Raw genomic sequence first — 15,903 nt, 5'->3', positions numbered from 1 at the left:
GTGCGATTCTCATTAACATTTGGTGCCCTTTAACCCTGGTGGGTACATGACTTTCCGTCAAATGCATCTTGTTGAATCGTGTCCGTTTTGGAAGTAAAAAAAATAACCCTCCTATTTTGACAGGATTTGCCAACGATTCCTCCCCCCAAATGGGAGTATTTTCTTGATCTGAGACACGCTTTTGTTAATTCAATCAAAAAAACAGCAACATATTTCCTGTTTTTTTAACATCGGCGGGGTATGAGGTAAGTTAGAACAGGTATTGTTTACATATTAACCAAAAACATTTTCTGCATTGATAAATAAGCGGTATTTGCTTTATCCCTGCTCCATTCACGGTTATGAATAGCAAAAAAAACCACTCGCAGGAAAAAATCATGCGAGTGGCTCTTTTTTGCACTTACATTTTGTTACGAGAATTTTGAGGGAATGATCACTCAAAATCCCCTTCCACGATCAGGGAGTCGTCCCCTCCTTCGGGAGTAACAGGCGCGTACTGCCATGGATTGTGGTAGTTTTCCATTGCCTCGAACACCACTTTTGCCAGCTCGTTGTTGCTGGCGGCGTTATGGCACAGCAGGTACTCCGTATCCGGCAACGACGGGAGTCCCTCGGATTGACCCAGCACACGCAGATCGGGGCTCATCATCTCCACCGGACGGGCCGTTACGCCAAGCCCGGCCTTCACCGCCGCTCGCACTGCGGGCAAGGTTGACGCCACGTACGCCAGGCGCCATGGAATACCGGCTTCGTTGAGCGCAGCCAGCACCATATCGCGGAACGGACTCGGATCGTCCAGCAGGACCAGGGGTATCGGCTCACCTTTCTGCAATACATACTCCGCGGCACAGTACCAGTGCGTTGGAGAAGTACGCAGCGTCAGGCTGTCAAACTGGCCAGGTCGATGCGTGGTGACCACCAGGTCAACCTCGTTTTCTTTCAGCATCTCAACCATGAAAGCATTGCGTTTAACGCTAACGTCCAGGGCAAGCTTCGGATAAACCGAGCTAATTCGGTTGAGAAGGAAGGGTAAAATGGTATCTGCTGATTCATCTGACGCCCCTAATGTTAACACTCCCTGAAGGTTGCTAAACATTAATGACATACAGGCTTCATCATTAAAGCGCAGTATCTTTCTGGCATAACCCAGAAGCTGAATACCATGTTCTGTTAAAAGCTTATTACGTCCATGACGCGCAAAAAGCTCTTTACCAACCAGTTGTTCCAGCCGCTGCATTTGCTGACTCACGGCGGACTGGGTACGGCAAACGGCGGCAGCAGCTGCTGCAAAAGTGTTGAGATCGGCGACCGCAACAAACGTTCTCAGCAGATCGAGGTCGAGATTCATTATCGGACGATTTGCATTTATCATATCTTTTCACTTTCAGGTTGCTCGTGCGGAGCTGCCCGGGTTGAAGCTGTGTGTAACAGTTAAGCAATTCCTTCTGAAGAGTTTCCCTCGCATCCCGGCCCGGCAGACTGCCTGACAGATAGTTATTGTACTGCGGTATATCACCAGTCAGAAATCACGTTTCATGACGTTATTTTTATTCTCTTGCGTCCAGGATATTTCGTTGTTTGCAGGTCGATGTTAATACCATAAAGAGTAAGACATGTTTTCTGCCATCTATATCGCAGCGTTGGCAACGTAGCAAGATGTGACTTACCCAATCAGCCAGAGATAATTTTAACAATAACAATCGATTAATACAGGAAAGCAGTATCCGATATACGTAACAGGCCTATCGCTATGCTGCATTCCCGAAACACATCTTAACCCAAATCCACTATATTTATAAGTCTTATTGCAATATTAAGGATTTACCGCCAATGATAAGCAACTACACTCTTTTTATTAAAATTAACGAAAGTTGCATTTTCGTCGTTAATAATAAATAAAGTTTAATTTAGATTCAGGCCATTCATTAATAACCCTTAACATTAATTTCACATGAGTAACTTTTAACCTGGCTTTGCTAATATGGCAATCGGTATCTCAGCATTCAGGTTTTACGAATGGTCACTCAGGGGGACTAATGCATCAGCCAGAATCGTCTTTTTATTTATTCCAGAATAATATTCATCTTTATATGAAATTTTTAGCACAAACAACCCAACAACCCTCTTTATCACGATAAATTCAGGCACAAAATCACTCCGTCGTTAGAGTAAGCGATCACCGCGGCATTGCCCGGTTGGACGAAATCTTCTTCTGTGCGCCCTTCAAAACGAAGCGCGGTGGGAGTACATTGTTCCGTGCTCACTTCCACGGCAGGAAGTTGCAATAATAGCGAAAAGGTTAAAGGTTCATGTCCCCTATCGAAAAATCCAGCAAGCTCGACAACGTCTGTTACGACATCCGTGGCCCGGTACTCAAAGAGGCAAAACGCCTTGAAGAGGAAGGCAATAAGGTTCTGAAACTCAACATCGGCAACCCCGCGCCATTTGGTTTTGAAGCGCCGGATGAGATCCTGGTGGATGTGATCCGTAACCTGCCCACTGCACAAGGCTACTGCGATTCAAAAGGGCTTTATTCCGCCCGTAAAGCCATCATGCAGCACTATCAGGCTCGCGGTATGCGCGACGTCACCGTTGAAGATATCTACATTGGCAACGGTGTCTCGGAGCTGATCGTTCAGGCGATGCAGGCGCTCCTGAACAGCGGCGATGAAATGCTGGTTCCTGCCCCGGATTATCCGCTGTGGACGGCTGCGGTGTCCCTGTCCAGCGGTAAAGCGGTGCACTACCTGTGCGACGAATCCTCTGACTGGTTCCCGGATCTGGATGATATTCGCGCCAAAATTACCCCGCGCACCCGGGGTATCGTGATCATTAACCCGAATAACCCGACGGGTGCGGTCTATTCAAAAGAGCTGCTGATGGAGATCGTCGAGATCGCCCGCCAGCACAACCTGATCATCTTTGCCGACGAGATTTACGACAAGATCCTGTACGACGCGGCGCAGCACCACTCTATCGCCGCGCTGGCGCCCGATCTGCTGACGGTCACCTTTAACGGACTGTCTAAAACTTACCGCGTTGCCGGTTTCCGTCAGGGCTGGATGGTACTGAACGGTCCGAAAAAACATGCGAAAGGCTACATTGAAGGGCTGGAGATGCTGGCATCCATGCGTCTGTGCGCCAACGTACCGGCGCAACATGCGATCCAGACAGCTCTCGGCGGCTATCAGAGCATCAGCGAGTTTATCGTTCCAGGCGGCCGCCTGTATGAACAGCGCAACCGCGCATGGGAATTGATTAATGATATTCCGGGCGTCTCCTGCGTGAAGCCTAACGGCGCGCTGTACATGTTCCCGAAAATCGACGCGAAGCGCTTCAATATTCACGACGACCAGAAAATGGTGCTCGACTTCCTGTTGCAGGAAAAAGTGCTGCTGGTTCAGGGAACGGCGTTTAACTGGCCGTGGCCGGATCACGTGCGTATCGTCACCCTGCCGCGCGAAGACGATCTCGAGATGGCCATCAGCCGCTTCGGGCGCTTCCTCTCCGGGTACCATCAGTAACGCTGACTTTCCGCCGGGTAGCGCTGCGCTTACCCGGCCTGCAACATCCGCAAATTTGCATCTTCCCTCCCCTCCCCGCACAATGAAGTCTGTCGCAGTGAAGACATAAGGTAACCTATGAGTCAGAGTCATTTCTTTGCCCACCTCTCCCGCCTGAAACTCATCAGCCGCTGGCCGCTGATGCGCAACGTGCGTACTGAAAATGTGTCTGAGCACAGTTTGCAGGTTGCCATGGTCGCGCACGCGCTGGCCGCGATTAAAAACCGCAAATTCAACGGGCAGGTGAATGCCGAACGTATCGCCCTGCTGGCGATGTATCACGATGCATCGGAAGTGCTGACCGGGGATCTGCCTACGCCGGTGAAATATTTCAACTCGCAGATTGCCCAGGAATATAAGGCCATTGAGAAGATTGCCCAGCAGAAGCTGATCGACATGGTGCCTGAAGAGCTGCGCGATATCTTCGGGCCGCTGATCGATGAGCATCAGTATACGGAAGAGGAGAAATCCCTGGTTAAGCAGGCCGATGCGCTGTGCGCCTACCTGAAGTGTCTGGAAGAGTTATCCGCCGGGAATAACGAATTTTTACTGGCAAAAACGCGTCTGGAAAAAACGCTGGAATCCCGTCGCAGCGAAGAGATGGACTACTTTATGCGCGTGTTTGTGCCGAGCTTCCATTTGTCGCTGGATGAGATTAGCCAGGATTCGCCACTCTGATTTTCGCCCAGCGGCGCTGCGCTTGCAGGGCCTACGGGGTTGTAGGCCGGGTAAGGCGTAGCCGCCACCCGGCAAAATGCTCAGAACGGAAACAGGACCGGTATCAATACCACGCACACCAACATCACCAGCACGGTGAACGGCACACCCAGCTTCACGAAATCACTGAACCTATAATTCCCGGGCCCCAGCACCAGCGTATTGACCGGGGAAGAGACCGGCGTCATAAATGCCGCGGACGCCGCCATCGCAACCATCATCGCAAACGGATACGGCGAAACGCCCATCGATTTTGCCATCGCCAGCGCAATGGGCGCCATCAGCACCGCCGTTGCGGTATTGGAGATGAACAAACCAATGGTGGCGCACATGACGAACAGGCAAACCATCATCAGGTACGGACCATATCCCCCGCCCGCGTCCATTAAGCCTTTCACGATCAAATCCACCCCGCCGGTTTTCTGTAGCGCCAGGGCGAAGGGCATCATCCCGACGATGAGAATGATGCTCGGCCAGTGAATCGCTTTGTAAGCGCTTTCGGCGTCAATACAGCGGAATTTGCCCATTAACAGACAGGCGATTATCGCCGCCACCGGGTTAGGGATCTCGTCCGTCAGCATCAGCGCGACCATCAATACCAGGCAAAAAATCGCATGGGGCGCCTGGCTGTGCGCCGGTGATGCATCGTTCTCTTCAATCGGCATATTCAGCACCACAAAATCGCGGCCTTTCTGCCCGAGCTGGCTAATCAGTTTCCAGTTGCCGACCACGAGGAAGATATCCCCCAGCAGGATCGGCTCATCCACCACCGCCCCTTCAAGGGCTACGCCATCGCGCTTCAGGCCCACCACGTTGAGGCCATAGCGGGTACGAAAGCCGATTTCACGCACGGTTTTGCCCAATAACTCCGATTCCGGGATCAGCGACACCTCGGCCATTCCCACATCCAGCGCCTGGTCAGAGAAATACTCGCCGCGCAGGACCATCGGCTCCAGCAGCTGCTCGCTACAAAACTCCCGCAGATCCACGTCTGCGGTGGACATATCAATCAGCAGGACGTCACGCGCGCGAAACTCTGACACCCCGTTCACGTTAACGATCACCCGGCGAAAACGACGCCAGCGCTCAACCCCGATGACGTTCGCGCCATAGCGTTCGCGTAGCTTAAGGTCATCCAGCCGCTGCCCCACCATGGGCGATCCCGGGCGGATAGCCAGACGTCGGGCACGCCCGGTCAGACGATACTCTTTAATCAGATCGCGGAAAGAGCGCCGCTTCCAGCCCTCTTTGGCTTTATCCTGCTTCTCCCCTTTCAGCGCAAAACGGGTCAATAGCATATAGATAATGCCCATCACCAGTACCACCAGCCCGATCGGCGTAACGCTGAAAAAGCTAAACCCCTCAAGCCCCTCACGGATCAGTTCGCTGTTCACGACGAGGTTCGGCGGCGTCGCGACCAGCGTCATCATGCCGCTGATGAGCCCGGCGAAGCTCAACGGCATCATCAGCCGCGACGGGGAGATCTGCATCCTCATGCAGACGCTCAGCACGACCGGAATAAAGATGGCCACGACGCCCGTAGAGCTCATAAACGCGCCCAGCCCGGCGACCGTCAGCATCAGGTAAATCAGCATTTTGGTTTCGCTGCTGCCCGCCACCTTAACCAACCACGACCCCATCATCGTCGCCACGCCGGTGCGTACCAGCCCGTCGCCAATAATAAACAGGGCGGCAATTAAAATAACGTTGGGATCGCTAAACCCGGAAAAGGCTTCCGGCAGGGAAAGGGTACCGCTCAGAACGAATGCGACAATCACAAACAGGGCGACGGCATCCATGCGCACCTTGCCCGTGGCAAAAAGAATGATGGCGATTAACAGCAGGCTCAGGACCCAAATCAGTTCACCGTTCACAACATGTCCTTGTCAGTGGAGGAGAAGCAATTCTGCCATAAAAAAGCCCCGGTAATGCGGGGCTATATCATGGGATTACATTTTTAGCGAGACGGTTACAACTCCGTCTGACGCCTTCGAGACGTCGATGGCGGTCAGGGTGTTAAGCACGAAATCCGCCTCTTCCAGCCGGGGGGAACCCGCCGGGACGTTAACGGCAATGACGTGGCTTCCGGCGTTCAGCCCGGCCAGCACGCCTGCCGCCGCGTCTTCCACCACCACGCACTCCGCTGGCGCAAGGCCAAGCAGTTCTGCGCCGAGCAGAAACGCATCCGGTTCAGGCTTGCCGCGCTTCACGCGCTCAGCGGTAATGAAGACGTCCGGCGTCGGTAAACCTGCCGCCTTATGACGGGCATGCGCGACGGGAACCGAGCCGGAGGTGACGATAGCCCACGGGATCTGCGCTTCATTCAGGTGCTCAAGCAGTTCACGCGCACCGGGCAGCGCGGTGATGCCTTCGGTATCGGTAGCTTCAATCTGCTCAAGATAGCGGAACTCCGCCTGAATATCTTCCTCAGAACGTCCCGCAAGGAAGTGCCGCAATGAGGTAATGGCCTGTTTGCCATGGATGAAATTCAGTACGTCCTGATGGTCGATGCCGTGCCGGTCGGCCCAGTGGCACCACGAGCGCTCCACCACCGGTAGCGAATCCACCAGCGTACCGTCCAGATCAAACAGAAAACCTTTACACTGCACACGCACCTCCGTCAGGCATTAATGATTTGTTGAATTTCGTTGCTGCTTAAATGGTACTGACGCGGACAGGCGTGCCACGCGCTCAGCATACGTTGATACTTATCCCACATCGGGGTCTGGGCGTTGAAGCCGTGCGTACCCGCATCAAAATGGGTGTAGCGCCCTTCGGTATTCACCATAAAGCGTACATAGCTCAGATAGCGCGCTTCCGTCGCAGCATCAAAGCCCAGGAACGTCACGCGGCGCTCGTCAATGGTCTCCTGGTCCTTCAGATTGGTCCAGGACACATGCAGCGCATGGTACATCTCCATGATGTCGATAACGATACGGCAGGTTTCCTCTTTCAGTTCGCCGAATTCGCGATCCAGTTCGCGCATCTGCAAGCCAAAACCACGTTCGACAATGGTTTGCAGGCGGCTGTAGCGCGCAGCGTTATCGGGATCAAGCATAGTCATCATCTTGTACTGGTTAGACAAAATCAGACGTTGAGCATGGGTCATTTCCATCTTTCGACTCCTGTAGCGCATTGCACTGTAAAAAAAAGACACGGTAACTGATTGTTACTGTGCCTTCTTTTGGTCGTCGTTTCGATGATCAATCACAAGTCATCGAGGAATGTTTTATCAAGCTGTTTAAACGCACGCTTGAGGGTATCCGCCAGCGCCTGATAGTCCGGCTTGCCTTCAACCGGCGCCAGCGCCTGGCCCGCCTCCTCCAGCTTTCCACGCACTTCATAAAACCAGTGTAAAATAGTAGGCGGAAGTGGCGTGACGGAACGTTTACCTAACCACCATAGCCCCTGCATCGGCAGGCTTAACGCAAAGAGCGCCGTCGCGACGGCAGGGCCAAGCTGTCCACCTAACGCTATCTGCCAGCACAGGGTAAAAACGGCAATCGGGGGCATAAAGCGAATCGCATAACGCGTGGCGCGAATAGTGCGATTTTCAATAAACATGGGCGCGAGGCGCTTTTCCATCGGCCATGTCTTTGCGTAATGCTGTCCCCGACGAAACAGACTAAAAAAGTTCACGGACGGGATTTCGGGTGTCGACATGGCTGTACCTCAACTTCACATATAAAAATTAAAATTTTCGTGCAAAACCACAACAGGCTATGACAACGTTCAAAATATTTTGTCATCGCTACCCCGTATCGGGTATCCTGTGCCAGCCTGATAGGGCCGTAGACGATAAGCGTTAACTCGTCAAATTATCGCATATTATGCCATTGTCTGAAAAATGTTCAAAATGGCTTAAAATCATAGGTATTTCTTCCATCCTGCCAGAATGTTCGTTTGGCATGATGTTAATCATAAATGTCTGGGTCAGCATGCGTTACGCTTTTAGACTCACTGACGTTTTTTTAGCCACGTATCAATAATAGGTACTTCCATGTCGAGTAAGTTAGTACTGGTTCTGAACTGCGGTAGCTCCTCACTGAAATTCGCCATCATCGATGCGCTCAACGGTGACGAGTACCTCTCTGGTTTGGCCGAATGTTTCCATCTGCCTGAAGCACGTATCAAGTGGAAGATGGACGGCAGCAAACAAGAAGCGGCTTTAGGTGCAGGCGCCGCTCACAGTGAAGCGCTGAACTTTATCGTTAACACTATTCTGGCACAAAAACCAGAACTGTCTGCTCAGCTGACCGCAATTGGTCACCGTATCGTCCACGGCGGCGAAAAATACACCAGTTCCGTGGTAATCGACGACTCCGTGATTCAGGGTATCAAAGACTCTGCGTCTTTCGCACCGCTGCATAACCCGGCTCACCTGATCGGTATCGCTGAAGCACTGAAATCCTTCCCGAGTCTGAAAGACAAAAACGTGGCCGTGTTTGATACTGCGTTCCATCAGACCATGCCGGAAGAGTCTTACCTCTATGCCCTGCCATACAGCCTGTACAAAGAGCACGGCGTCCGTCGTTACGGCGCTCACGGCACCAGCCACTTCTATGTGACTCAGGAAGCCGCAAAAGTGCTGAACAAGCCGGTTGAAGAAGTCAACATTATCACCTGCCATCTGGGCAACGGTGGTTCTGTTTCCGCTATCCGCAACGGTAAGTGTGTTGACACTTCTATGGGTCTGACCCCGCTGGAAGGTCTGGTGATGGGTACCCGTTCCGGTGATATCGACCCGGCGATCATCTTCCACCTGCACGACACCCTGGGCATGAGCGTTGACGACATCAACAAAATGCTGACCAAAGAGTCTGGCCTGCTGGGCCTGACCGAGGTCACCAGTGACTGCCGTTACGTTGAAGACAACTACGCAGAAAAAGCTGACGCTAAACGTGCAATGGACGTTTATTGCCACCGTCTGGCGAAGTACATCGGTTCTTACACCGCGCTGATGGAAGGCCGTCTGGATGCTGTTATCTTCACCGGCGGTATCGGTGAGAACGCGGCAATGGTACGTGAACTGTCCCTGGGCAAACTGGGCGTTCTGGGCTTCGAAGTTGATCATGAGCGTAACCTGGCTGCCCGCTTCGGCAAGTCTGGCTTCATCAACAAAGAAGGCACCCGCCCTGCTATCGTTATCCCAACTAACGAAGAGCTGGTCATTGCGCAAGACGCGCACCGCCTGACTGCCTGATTCCACACCGCCAGCAATGCTGGCGGTGCTGTTTTGTAACCCGCCCAACGCGGCGGTAACGAAAGAGGATAAACCGTGTCCCGTACTATTATGCTGATCCCTACCGGAACCAGCGTCGGCCTGACCAGCGTCAGCCTCGGCGTGATCCGCGCTATGGAACGCAAAGGCGTTCGTCTGAGCGTCTTTAAGCCTATCGCCCAGCCACGTGCCGGTGGCGATGCGCCAGACCAGACCACCACCATCGTTCGCAAGAACTCCAATCTGCCAGCGGCTGAACCGCTGAAGATGAGCCACGTTGAATCTCTGCTCTCCAGCAACCAGAAAGACGTGCTGATGGAAGAGATCATTGCCAACTACCACGCAAACGCGCAGGACGCGGAAGTGGTGCTGGTTGAAGGCCTGGTCCCGACCCGTAAACACCAGTTTGCCCAGTCTCTGAACTTTGAAATCGCGAAAACCCTGAACGCAGAGATCGTTTTCGTGATGTCTCAGGGCACGGATACCCCAGAGCAGCTGAAAGAGCGTATCGAACTGACGCGCAGCAGCTTCGGCGGTGCGAAAAACACCAGCATCACCGGCGTGATTGTTAACAAGCTGAACGCGCCAGTAGATGAGCAGGGCCGTACACGTCCTGACCTGTCCGAAATTTTTGACGACTCTTCCAAAGCGAAAGTCATCAAAGTTGACCCGGCTAAGTTGCAGGATTCCAGCCCGCTGCCTGTTCTGGGCGCGGTGCCATGGAGCTTCGATCTGATTGCCACCCGTGCAATCGATATGGCGCGTCACCTGAACGCCACCGTGATCAACGAAGGCGATATCAACACCCGCCGCGTGAAGTCCGTGACCTTCTGTGCGCGCAGCATTCCGCACATGCTGGAGCACTTCCGCGCAGGTTCCCTGCTGGTGACCTCCGCAGACCGTCCGGACGTGCTGGTCGCTGCCTGCCTGGCGGCGATGAACGGCGTGGAAATCGGTGCCATTCTGCTGACCGGCGGCTACGAAATGGACGCGCGTATCAGCAAGCTGTGCGAACGTGCGTTCGCCACTGGCCTGCCAGTCTTCATGGTGAACACCAACACCTGGCAGACCTCCCTGAGCCTGCAAAGCTTCAACCTCGAAGTGCCGGTTGATGACCACGAGCGTATCGAGAAAGTTCAGGAATACGTTGCGGGCTACATCAACGCAGACTGGATCGAATCCCTGACGGCGACTTCCGAGCGCAGCCGTCGTCTGTCTCCTCCAGCCTTCCGTTACCAGCTGACCGAGCTGGCGCGTAAAGCGGGCAAACGCGTGGTTCTGCCAGAAGGCGACGAACCACGTACCGTTAAAGCGGCGGCCATCTGTGCAGAGCGCGGTATCGCGACCTGTGTGCTGCTGGGTAACCCGGATGAGATCAACCGCGTTGCGGCGTCGCAGGGCGTTGAGCTTGGCGCGGGCATCGAAATCGTTGATCCTGACGTGGTCCGCGAAAGCTACGTTGCCCGTCTGGTTGAGCTGCGTAAGAACAAAGGCATGACCGAAGCCGTTGCGCGTGAGCAGCTGGAAGACAACGTGGTGCTGGGTACGCTGATGCTGGAGCAGGACGAAGTTGACGGTCTGGTTTCCGGTGCGGTTCACACCACCGCGAACACCATCCGCCCACCGTTGCAGCTGATCAAAACCGCACCGGGCAGCTCTCTGGTCTCCTCCGTGTTCTTCATGCTGCTGCCTGAACAGGTTTACGTTTACGGCGACTGTGCGATCAACCCGGACCCAACCGCAGAGCAGCTGGCAGAAATCGCTATCCAGTCTGCGGACTCCGCGATTGCCTTCGGTATCGAACCACGCGTCGCGATGCTCTCCTACTCCACCGGCACCTCTGGTGCAGGTAGTGACGTAGAGAAAGTCCGTGAAGCGACCCGCATTGCACAGGAAAAACGTCCGGATCTGATGATCGACGGCCCGCTCCAGTACGATGCCGCGGTAATGGCTGACGTGGCGAAATCCAAAGCGCCGAACTCGCCGGTTGCAGGTCGCGCTACCGTGTTCATCTTCCCGGATCTGAACACCGGTAACACCACCTATAAAGCGGTACAGCGTTCAGCAGACCTGATCTCCATCGGGCCAATGCTGCAAGGCATGCGCAAACCTGTGAACGACCTGTCACGTGGTGCGCTGGTTGACGATATCGTCTACACCATCGCGCTGACCGCGATCCAGTCTTCGCAGCAGCAGTAAGCTAAAAAGCCCGGTGGCGCTAGCGCTTACCGGGCCTACGGTTTTATAGGCCGGATAAGCGAAGCGCCATCCGGCAAGAGAGGCGACCACAAATGGTCGCCTTTTTTATTACAGCAACTCTCGCGCCGCCGACACAATGTCATGTGCCGTCAGGCCATACTCCTTCTGCAAGAAGTCCTGCGTACCCACCTGACCATACCGTTCCTTCACCCCCACCCGCCGCATAGGCACCGGACAGGTTTCCACCAGCACTTCCGCCACCGCCGACCCCAGCCCGTTGTGAATGCTGTGATTTTCGCAGGTCACAATACGCCCGGTTTTCTCGGCATAGTTTTTCACCAGCATCCGATCGATGGGCTTCAGGGTAAACATGTCGATGACCGCTGCGCTTACCCCCTCCTGCTCCAGCTGGCGCGCCGCCTCCAGCGCTTCCGCCACCATAATGCCGTTAGCAATCAGGGTAATATCGGTTCCCTCGCGCAGCACGTTGCCCTTGCCGATGGTGAAGGTTGACCCCGGGGCATACACGCTCGGCGCCTGTTTACGGATGGTCCTTACCCAGTAAAAGCCTTCCAGGTCGATGAGCTGACGCAGCACATCTTCGAACATCACCGCATCGGTCACCTCCAGCACCACTGAATGCGCCAGACCGCGCACGATGCCCATATCCTCAAACGACATATGCGTCCCGCCGTTGTGACAGGCCGTCACGCCCGCATCCGAGGCAATCACCTTCACGTTATTGCGCTGGTAGTCCAGGGACATAAACAGCTGGTCAAAGCAGCGACGGCTGGCAAAGGCGGTAAAGGTATGGACGAACGGCTTCCGTCCGGTGAGCGACAGCCCGGCGGCCGTCCCAATCACGTTGGCCTCCATAATGCCGCAGTTGATGACGTGCTGTGGGTAATCGCGCGCCACGCCGTCCATCGCCATCGAGCTCATCAGGTCGGCTTCCAGGGCGATAATCTCACTGCCAGCCTCAATCTGTTTTGCCACAAAACCCGCGTAGACCTTACGCATCTCAACGGCATCTTTCTGTCCTGTCGGTGCAACCTTAATCATGTGAAGCCTCCAGTTGGCGAATCGTCTCGTTAAGCGCCGCTTTGCTCTCCTCGGTTAATCGCAGGTGATGCGAGTTGCTGAGCTGTTCCAGGTATGGCACCCCCTGCCCTTTGATGCTGTCGAGGATCACCACCCGCGGACGCGCATCAGCCTCAGGGATCGGCGCGGTCACCTCCAGCAGCGCCGGAATGTCATCCCCTTTCACCGTCACCACGTCAAAACCAAAGGCGCGGAATTTGCCTTCCAGGTCGAAGGCGCTGATGATTTCGTCCAGCTCGCCGTCGAGCTGCTGTTTGTTCCAGTCCACGAATACCGTCAGGTTATTCAGTCGATGGTGAGCGATAAACTGGAAGGCTTCCCAGCACTGCCCTTCATTCAGTTCTCCGTCGCCAACGATGCAAAACACCCGGTTTGGCCTTCCTGCCAGCTTGTGCGACAGCGCCATGCCGCCAGCGATGGAGATCCCCTGCCCCAGTGAACCGGTGGTGGCATCCACGCCGCGTGTTTTCAGGCGATCCGGATGACTTGGCAGACGCGTCCCGTTCTGGTTCAGCGTGCTCAGCTCTTCAATTGGGAAGTAGCCCTTAATCGCCAGCGTGCTGTACAGCGCCGGCCCCGCATGGCCTTTCGACAGCACAAAGTAATCGCGCTCTGGCCAGTCCGGATCGGCCGGGTCAATTTTCATCACCGCGCCGTACAGAACGGCCAGCGTTTCAACGACTGACATGCTGCCGCCGTAGTGCCCAAAACCCAGCTGCGTAAGGGATTTCAGCGTCTCAAGGCGGATCTGACGCGCCAGTTCGGTTATTTCATTCTCATTCATGATTTGGCTCCGGGGTTTTCCTGCGCGTTACCGCTGGCAGGTTTGTTTTTAGCGAAGACGTTGTAGGCCACCAGCAGCGCGAACAACACAACAACCAGTCCGGTGATGGCAAGCGGCGACAGGAAGCGTGCCAGGTTGCCCAGCACAATCCCGACCGCACCAAAATCAGCGTCCGAGAAGGTCGTATTCGCAAAGCCAATTGCGCCCAGAACAGGCAGCAGCAGGACCGGCAGGAAGGTGATCAGCAGGCCGTTAGCAAACGCGCCAATCATTGCCCCGCGGCGTCCACCGGTGGCGTTACCGAACACGCCCGCCGTTGCGCCGGTGAAGAAGTGCGGCACAACGCCCGGGAGGATCAGCACCCAGCTAAACTGACCGCAGATGAACAACCCAACAATCCCGCCGAGGAAGCTAAACAGGAAGCCAATCAGCACCGCGTTTGGCGCATACGGGTAGACTACCGGGCAGTCCAGCGCAGGCCGCGCATTGGGCACCAGTTTTTCCGAGAAGCCGGTAAAGGCCGGGACGATTTCCGCCAGAATCAGGCGCACGCCCTGCAAGATGATGAACACGCCTGCCGCGAAGGTGATGGCCATAATGATGGCGTACACCAGGTAGTTCTGGCCGCCGCTGAAGGTGGCCTCCACGTACTCACGTCCGGCGCTCACCGCCATGATCAGGTAGATAATCATCATGGTCAGGGAGATGGAGATTGAACTGTCACGCAGGAAGCTAAGGTTCTTCGGCAGGTTCATCTCTTCGGTGGAGCGCGAGCCTTTCCCGACCTTGCTGCCAATCCAGCCGGACAGCACGTAGCCCAGCGTGCCGAAATGACCGAAGGCGATCTCATCGTTGCCGGTAATACGCTTCATATAGCGCTGCGCAATCGCCGGGAAGAAGGCCATAATCAGGCCGAGGATCAACGAACCGGTAAAGACCAGCCCGACCCCCTCGAAGCCTGCAACCGTCAGGATCACGCCGATCATGCATGCCATGTAGAAGGTGTGATGCCCGGTGAGGAAGATGTATTTCAGGCGGGTAAAGCGCGCAACAATAATATTCGCCACCATCCCGAAGGCCATAATGAGCGCGGTGGAAGCGCCATATTTCTCCAGGGCAATCGATACAATAGCTTCATTGTTTGGAATAATGCCCTGAATATTAAAGGCGTGCTCAAACATACCGCCGAGCGGATTTAAAGAGCCCACCAGCACAGTTGCGCCGCCGCCCAGTACAATAAAGCCGAGAATGGTTTTAATTGTGCCTTTTACCACATCCGAAAAGGCTTTTTTCTGCGCCACAAGACCAATCAGAGCAATTAAACCTACCAGCACTGAAGGGACTTTTAAAATATCAACAACGAAATTCAGCGTTTCAAGGATAAACATATCCACCTCGCCTTATCAGGATTATTGTCTTTCGAACCAGGCGCGCAGCTGCGCTTCGAGTTCGTTGATATCGATGATATTGTTGATTACCACCAGCTGGCTTTCCGGCACGCTGGCGCTGGCGGCAATGTCTTTCGCCATTACAAACAGGTCCGCCGCGCCCGGCGTGGCCGAGGAGAGATCGGAGTGTTCAACCTCGGCCTCAATTTCCAGTTTTTTGAGCACCTTTTTAATATTCATTTCGACCATAAAACTGCTGCCCAGGCCGGAGCCGCAAATAGCCATGATTTTCATTGTTATCCCCTTTTTTGAGTAGAGTACGCCCCATCACGCTGACGCGTAATGTTGAGATGAATCGGATTAAATAATTAAATCAGAAGCGATCGATAACGGTTTTTATCTCCTCCAGCGTATTCGCCCGATGTAATTCAGCCATATCTTCGTCGCTGGAAAATAATTCCGCTAAGGCTGAGATCATTTCGATATGGCTATGCTTGTCCGGTGCCGCCAGCATCACAATCACATCGACGGGGTCAAACTCACCGGCACCAAAAGAGACGCCCTGTTTCAGCTTTAATAATGACAGGCCAAGTCCTTTCGCCCCTTCTTCCGGTCGCGCATGTGGCATTGCCAGCCCTGGAGCCAGCACATAGTAGGGACCTAACGTCTGGTGCTGCTCGATGATAGCCGTGACATATTCCGGCGCAATGACCTGCAAATCCAGCAGCGGTTTCGCGCACAGTTCCAGCGCCTGGGGCCAGCTTTCAACGCTATCCTGTAGAATGATGGTTGTATCATATATCCACTTTTTGAGCATTTTTCACTCCCGCTAAAGACCAGACATGGGCAAACTCTATTCAACCCATCAATCAATGACTGCGATCGCGATCACAAAGATAGCGCTACCAACGACTAACATGCAGAACTGTG

General features: G+C 54.3%; 14 protein-coding genes. 4 read left to right on the top strand and 10 right to left on the bottom strand.

Annotated elements, in window-relative coordinates; genetic code table 11:
* Window positions 1-433: 433 nt before the first annotated feature.
* The gene (gene lrhA / locus IMQ56_RS10500) at window positions 434-1,372 is read right to left on the bottom strand and encodes a transcriptional regulator LrhA (RefSeq protein WP_017693002.1); all 939 of its coding nucleotides are present in this window, start codon (window positions 1,370-1,372) and stop codon (window positions 434-436) included.
* Window positions 1,373-2,309: 937 nt separating this feature from the next.
* Between lrhA and alaA the strand changes: the two genes are divergently transcribed.
* Both alaA and yfbR read left to right on the top strand, forming a co-directional pair.
* The gene (alaA, locus tag IMQ56_RS10495; protein ID WP_003861471.1) at window positions 2,310-3,524 is read left to right on the top strand and encodes an alanine transaminase AlaA; all 1,215 of its coding nucleotides are present in this window, start codon (window positions 2,310-2,312) and stop codon (window positions 3,522-3,524) included.
* Between the two features lie 117 nt (window positions 3,525-3,641).
* On the top strand, window positions 3,642-4,241 hold the full coding sequence (yfbR, locus tag IMQ56_RS10490; RefSeq protein WP_108394058.1) for a 5'-deoxynucleotidase: 600 nt from the start codon (window positions 3,642-3,644) through the stop codon (window positions 4,239-4,241).
* A gap of 80 nt (window positions 4,242-4,321) precedes the next feature.
* On the opposite strand, the gene IMQ56_RS10485 is transcribed toward yfbR, so the two are convergent.
* From IMQ56_RS10485 to yfbV, 4 genes are all read right to left on the bottom strand, one after another.
* Window positions 4,322-6,154, bottom strand: coding sequence for an SLC13 family permease (locus tag IMQ56_RS10485; RefSeq protein ID WP_047636881.1), 1,833 nt, complete (start codon window positions 6,152-6,154; stop codon window positions 4,322-4,324).
* Between the two features lie 75 nt (window positions 6,155-6,229).
* Entirely contained in the window at window positions 6,230-6,889 is a 660-nt protein-coding gene (locus tag IMQ56_RS10480; protein WP_032669441.1) for a sugar phosphatase, read from the bottom strand.
* An 11-nt stretch (window positions 6,890-6,900) separates the two neighbouring features.
* On the bottom strand, window positions 6,901-7,395 hold the full coding sequence (locus tag IMQ56_RS10475) for a YfbU family protein (protein WP_032669440.1): 495 nt from the start codon (window positions 7,393-7,395) through the stop codon (window positions 6,901-6,903).
* 92 nt (window positions 7,396-7,487) lie between these two features.
* On the bottom strand, window positions 7,488-7,943 hold the full coding sequence (gene yfbV / locus IMQ56_RS10470) for a terminus macrodomain insulation protein YfbV (protein WP_032669438.1): 456 nt from the start codon (window positions 7,941-7,943) through the stop codon (window positions 7,488-7,490).
* 337 nt (window positions 7,944-8,280) lie between these two features.
* Here yfbV and ackA point away from each other — a divergent pair, with 337 nt between their 5' ends.
* The gene (gene ackA, locus IMQ56_RS10465) at window positions 8,281-9,483 is read left to right on the top strand and encodes an acetate kinase (RefSeq protein ID WP_015572267.1); all 1,203 of its coding nucleotides are present in this window, start codon (window positions 8,281-8,283) and stop codon (window positions 9,481-9,483) included.
* A gap of 75 nt (window positions 9,484-9,558) precedes the next feature.
* Window positions 9,559-11,700, top strand: coding sequence for a phosphate acetyltransferase (gene pta, locus IMQ56_RS10460; protein ID WP_047636877.1), 2,142 nt, complete (start codon window positions 9,559-9,561; stop codon window positions 11,698-11,700).
* A gap of 108 nt (window positions 11,701-11,808) precedes the next feature.
* On the opposite strand, the gene IMQ56_RS10455 is transcribed toward pta, so the two are convergent.
* From IMQ56_RS10455 to IMQ56_RS10435, 5 genes are all read right to left on the bottom strand, one after another.
* A complete protein-coding gene (locus IMQ56_RS10455; protein WP_015572265.1) occupies window positions 11,809-12,762 on the bottom strand; it encodes a transketolase family protein in 954 nt (317 codons plus the stop codon).
* Window positions 12,755-13,585, bottom strand: coding sequence for a transketolase (locus tag IMQ56_RS10450; protein WP_039270261.1), 831 nt, complete (start codon window positions 13,583-13,585; stop codon window positions 12,755-12,757). Before IMQ56_RS10450 ends, IMQ56_RS10455 begins: the two co-directional genes overlap by 8 nt.
* Complete coding sequence (locus IMQ56_RS10445) at window positions 13,582-14,973, bottom strand: PTS ascorbate transporter subunit IIC (protein WP_017383437.1); 1,392 nt, start codon at window positions 14,971-14,973, stop codon at window positions 13,582-13,584. Before IMQ56_RS10445 ends, IMQ56_RS10450 begins: the two co-directional genes overlap by 4 nt.
* Window positions 14,974-14,994: 21 nt before the next feature.
* Complete coding sequence (locus IMQ56_RS10440) at window positions 14,995-15,267, bottom strand: PTS sugar transporter subunit IIB (RefSeq protein WP_003861447.1); 273 nt, start codon at window positions 15,265-15,267, stop codon at window positions 14,995-14,997.
* A gap of 79 nt (window positions 15,268-15,346) precedes the next feature.
* On the bottom strand, window positions 15,347-15,790 hold the full coding sequence (locus IMQ56_RS10435; RefSeq protein ID WP_017383438.1) for a PTS sugar transporter subunit IIA: 444 nt from the start codon (window positions 15,788-15,790) through the stop codon (window positions 15,347-15,349).
* Window positions 15,791-15,903 lie beyond the last annotated feature (113 nt).

The organism is Enterobacter sp. Res13-Sevr-PEC09-46 (genome assembly GCF_015672585.1).
Taxonomy (GTDB): domain Bacteria; phylum Pseudomonadota; class Gammaproteobacteria; order Enterobacterales; family Enterobacteriaceae; genus Enterobacter; species Enterobacter hormaechei_C.
Note: the sequence above shows the minus strand (reverse complement) of the source record. Positions and strands in the feature narration are given on the sequence as shown.

What these genes read in the sequence shown, in the direction of transcription:
- IMQ56_RS10445 (WP_017383437.1), bottom strand. Translation starts at nt 14,973, where the DNA reads ATGTTTATCCTTGAAACGCTGAATTTCGTTGTTGATATTTTAAAAGTC.
- ackA (WP_015572267.1), top strand. Translation starts at nt 8,281, where the DNA reads ATGTCGAGTAAGTTAGTACTGGTTCTGAACTGCGGTAGCTCCTCACTG.
- IMQ56_RS10475 (WP_032669440.1), bottom strand. Translation starts at nt 7,395, where the DNA reads ATGGAAATGACCCATGCTCAACGTCTGATTTTGTCTAACCAGTACAAG.
- IMQ56_RS10450 (WP_039270261.1), bottom strand. Translation starts at nt 13,585, where the DNA reads ATGAATGAGAATGAAATAACCGAACTGGCGCGTCAGATCCGCCTTGAG.
- yfbV (WP_032669438.1), bottom strand. Translation starts at nt 7,943, where the DNA reads ATGTCGACACCCGAAATCCCGTCCGTGAACTTTTTTAGTCTGTTTCGT.
- yfbR (WP_108394058.1), top strand. Translation starts at nt 3,642, where the DNA reads ATGAGTCAGAGTCATTTCTTTGCCCACCTCTCCCGCCTGAAACTCATC.
- IMQ56_RS10455 (WP_015572265.1), bottom strand. Translation starts at nt 12,762, where the DNA reads ATGATTAAGGTTGCACCGACAGGACAGAAAGATGCCGTTGAGATGCGT.
- lrhA (WP_017693002.1), bottom strand. Translation starts at nt 1,372, where the DNA reads ATGATAAATGCAAATCGTCCGATAATGAATCTCGACCTCGATCTGCTG.
- IMQ56_RS10435 (WP_017383438.1), bottom strand. Translation starts at nt 15,790, where the DNA reads ATGCTCAAAAAGTGGATATATGATACAACCATCATTCTACAGGATAGC.
- alaA (WP_003861471.1), top strand. Translation starts at nt 2,310, where the DNA reads ATGTCCCCTATCGAAAAATCCAGCAAGCTCGACAACGTCTGTTACGAC.
- IMQ56_RS10440 (WP_003861447.1), bottom strand. Translation starts at nt 15,267, where the DNA reads ATGAAAATCATGGCTATTTGCGGCTCCGGCCTGGGCAGCAGTTTTATG.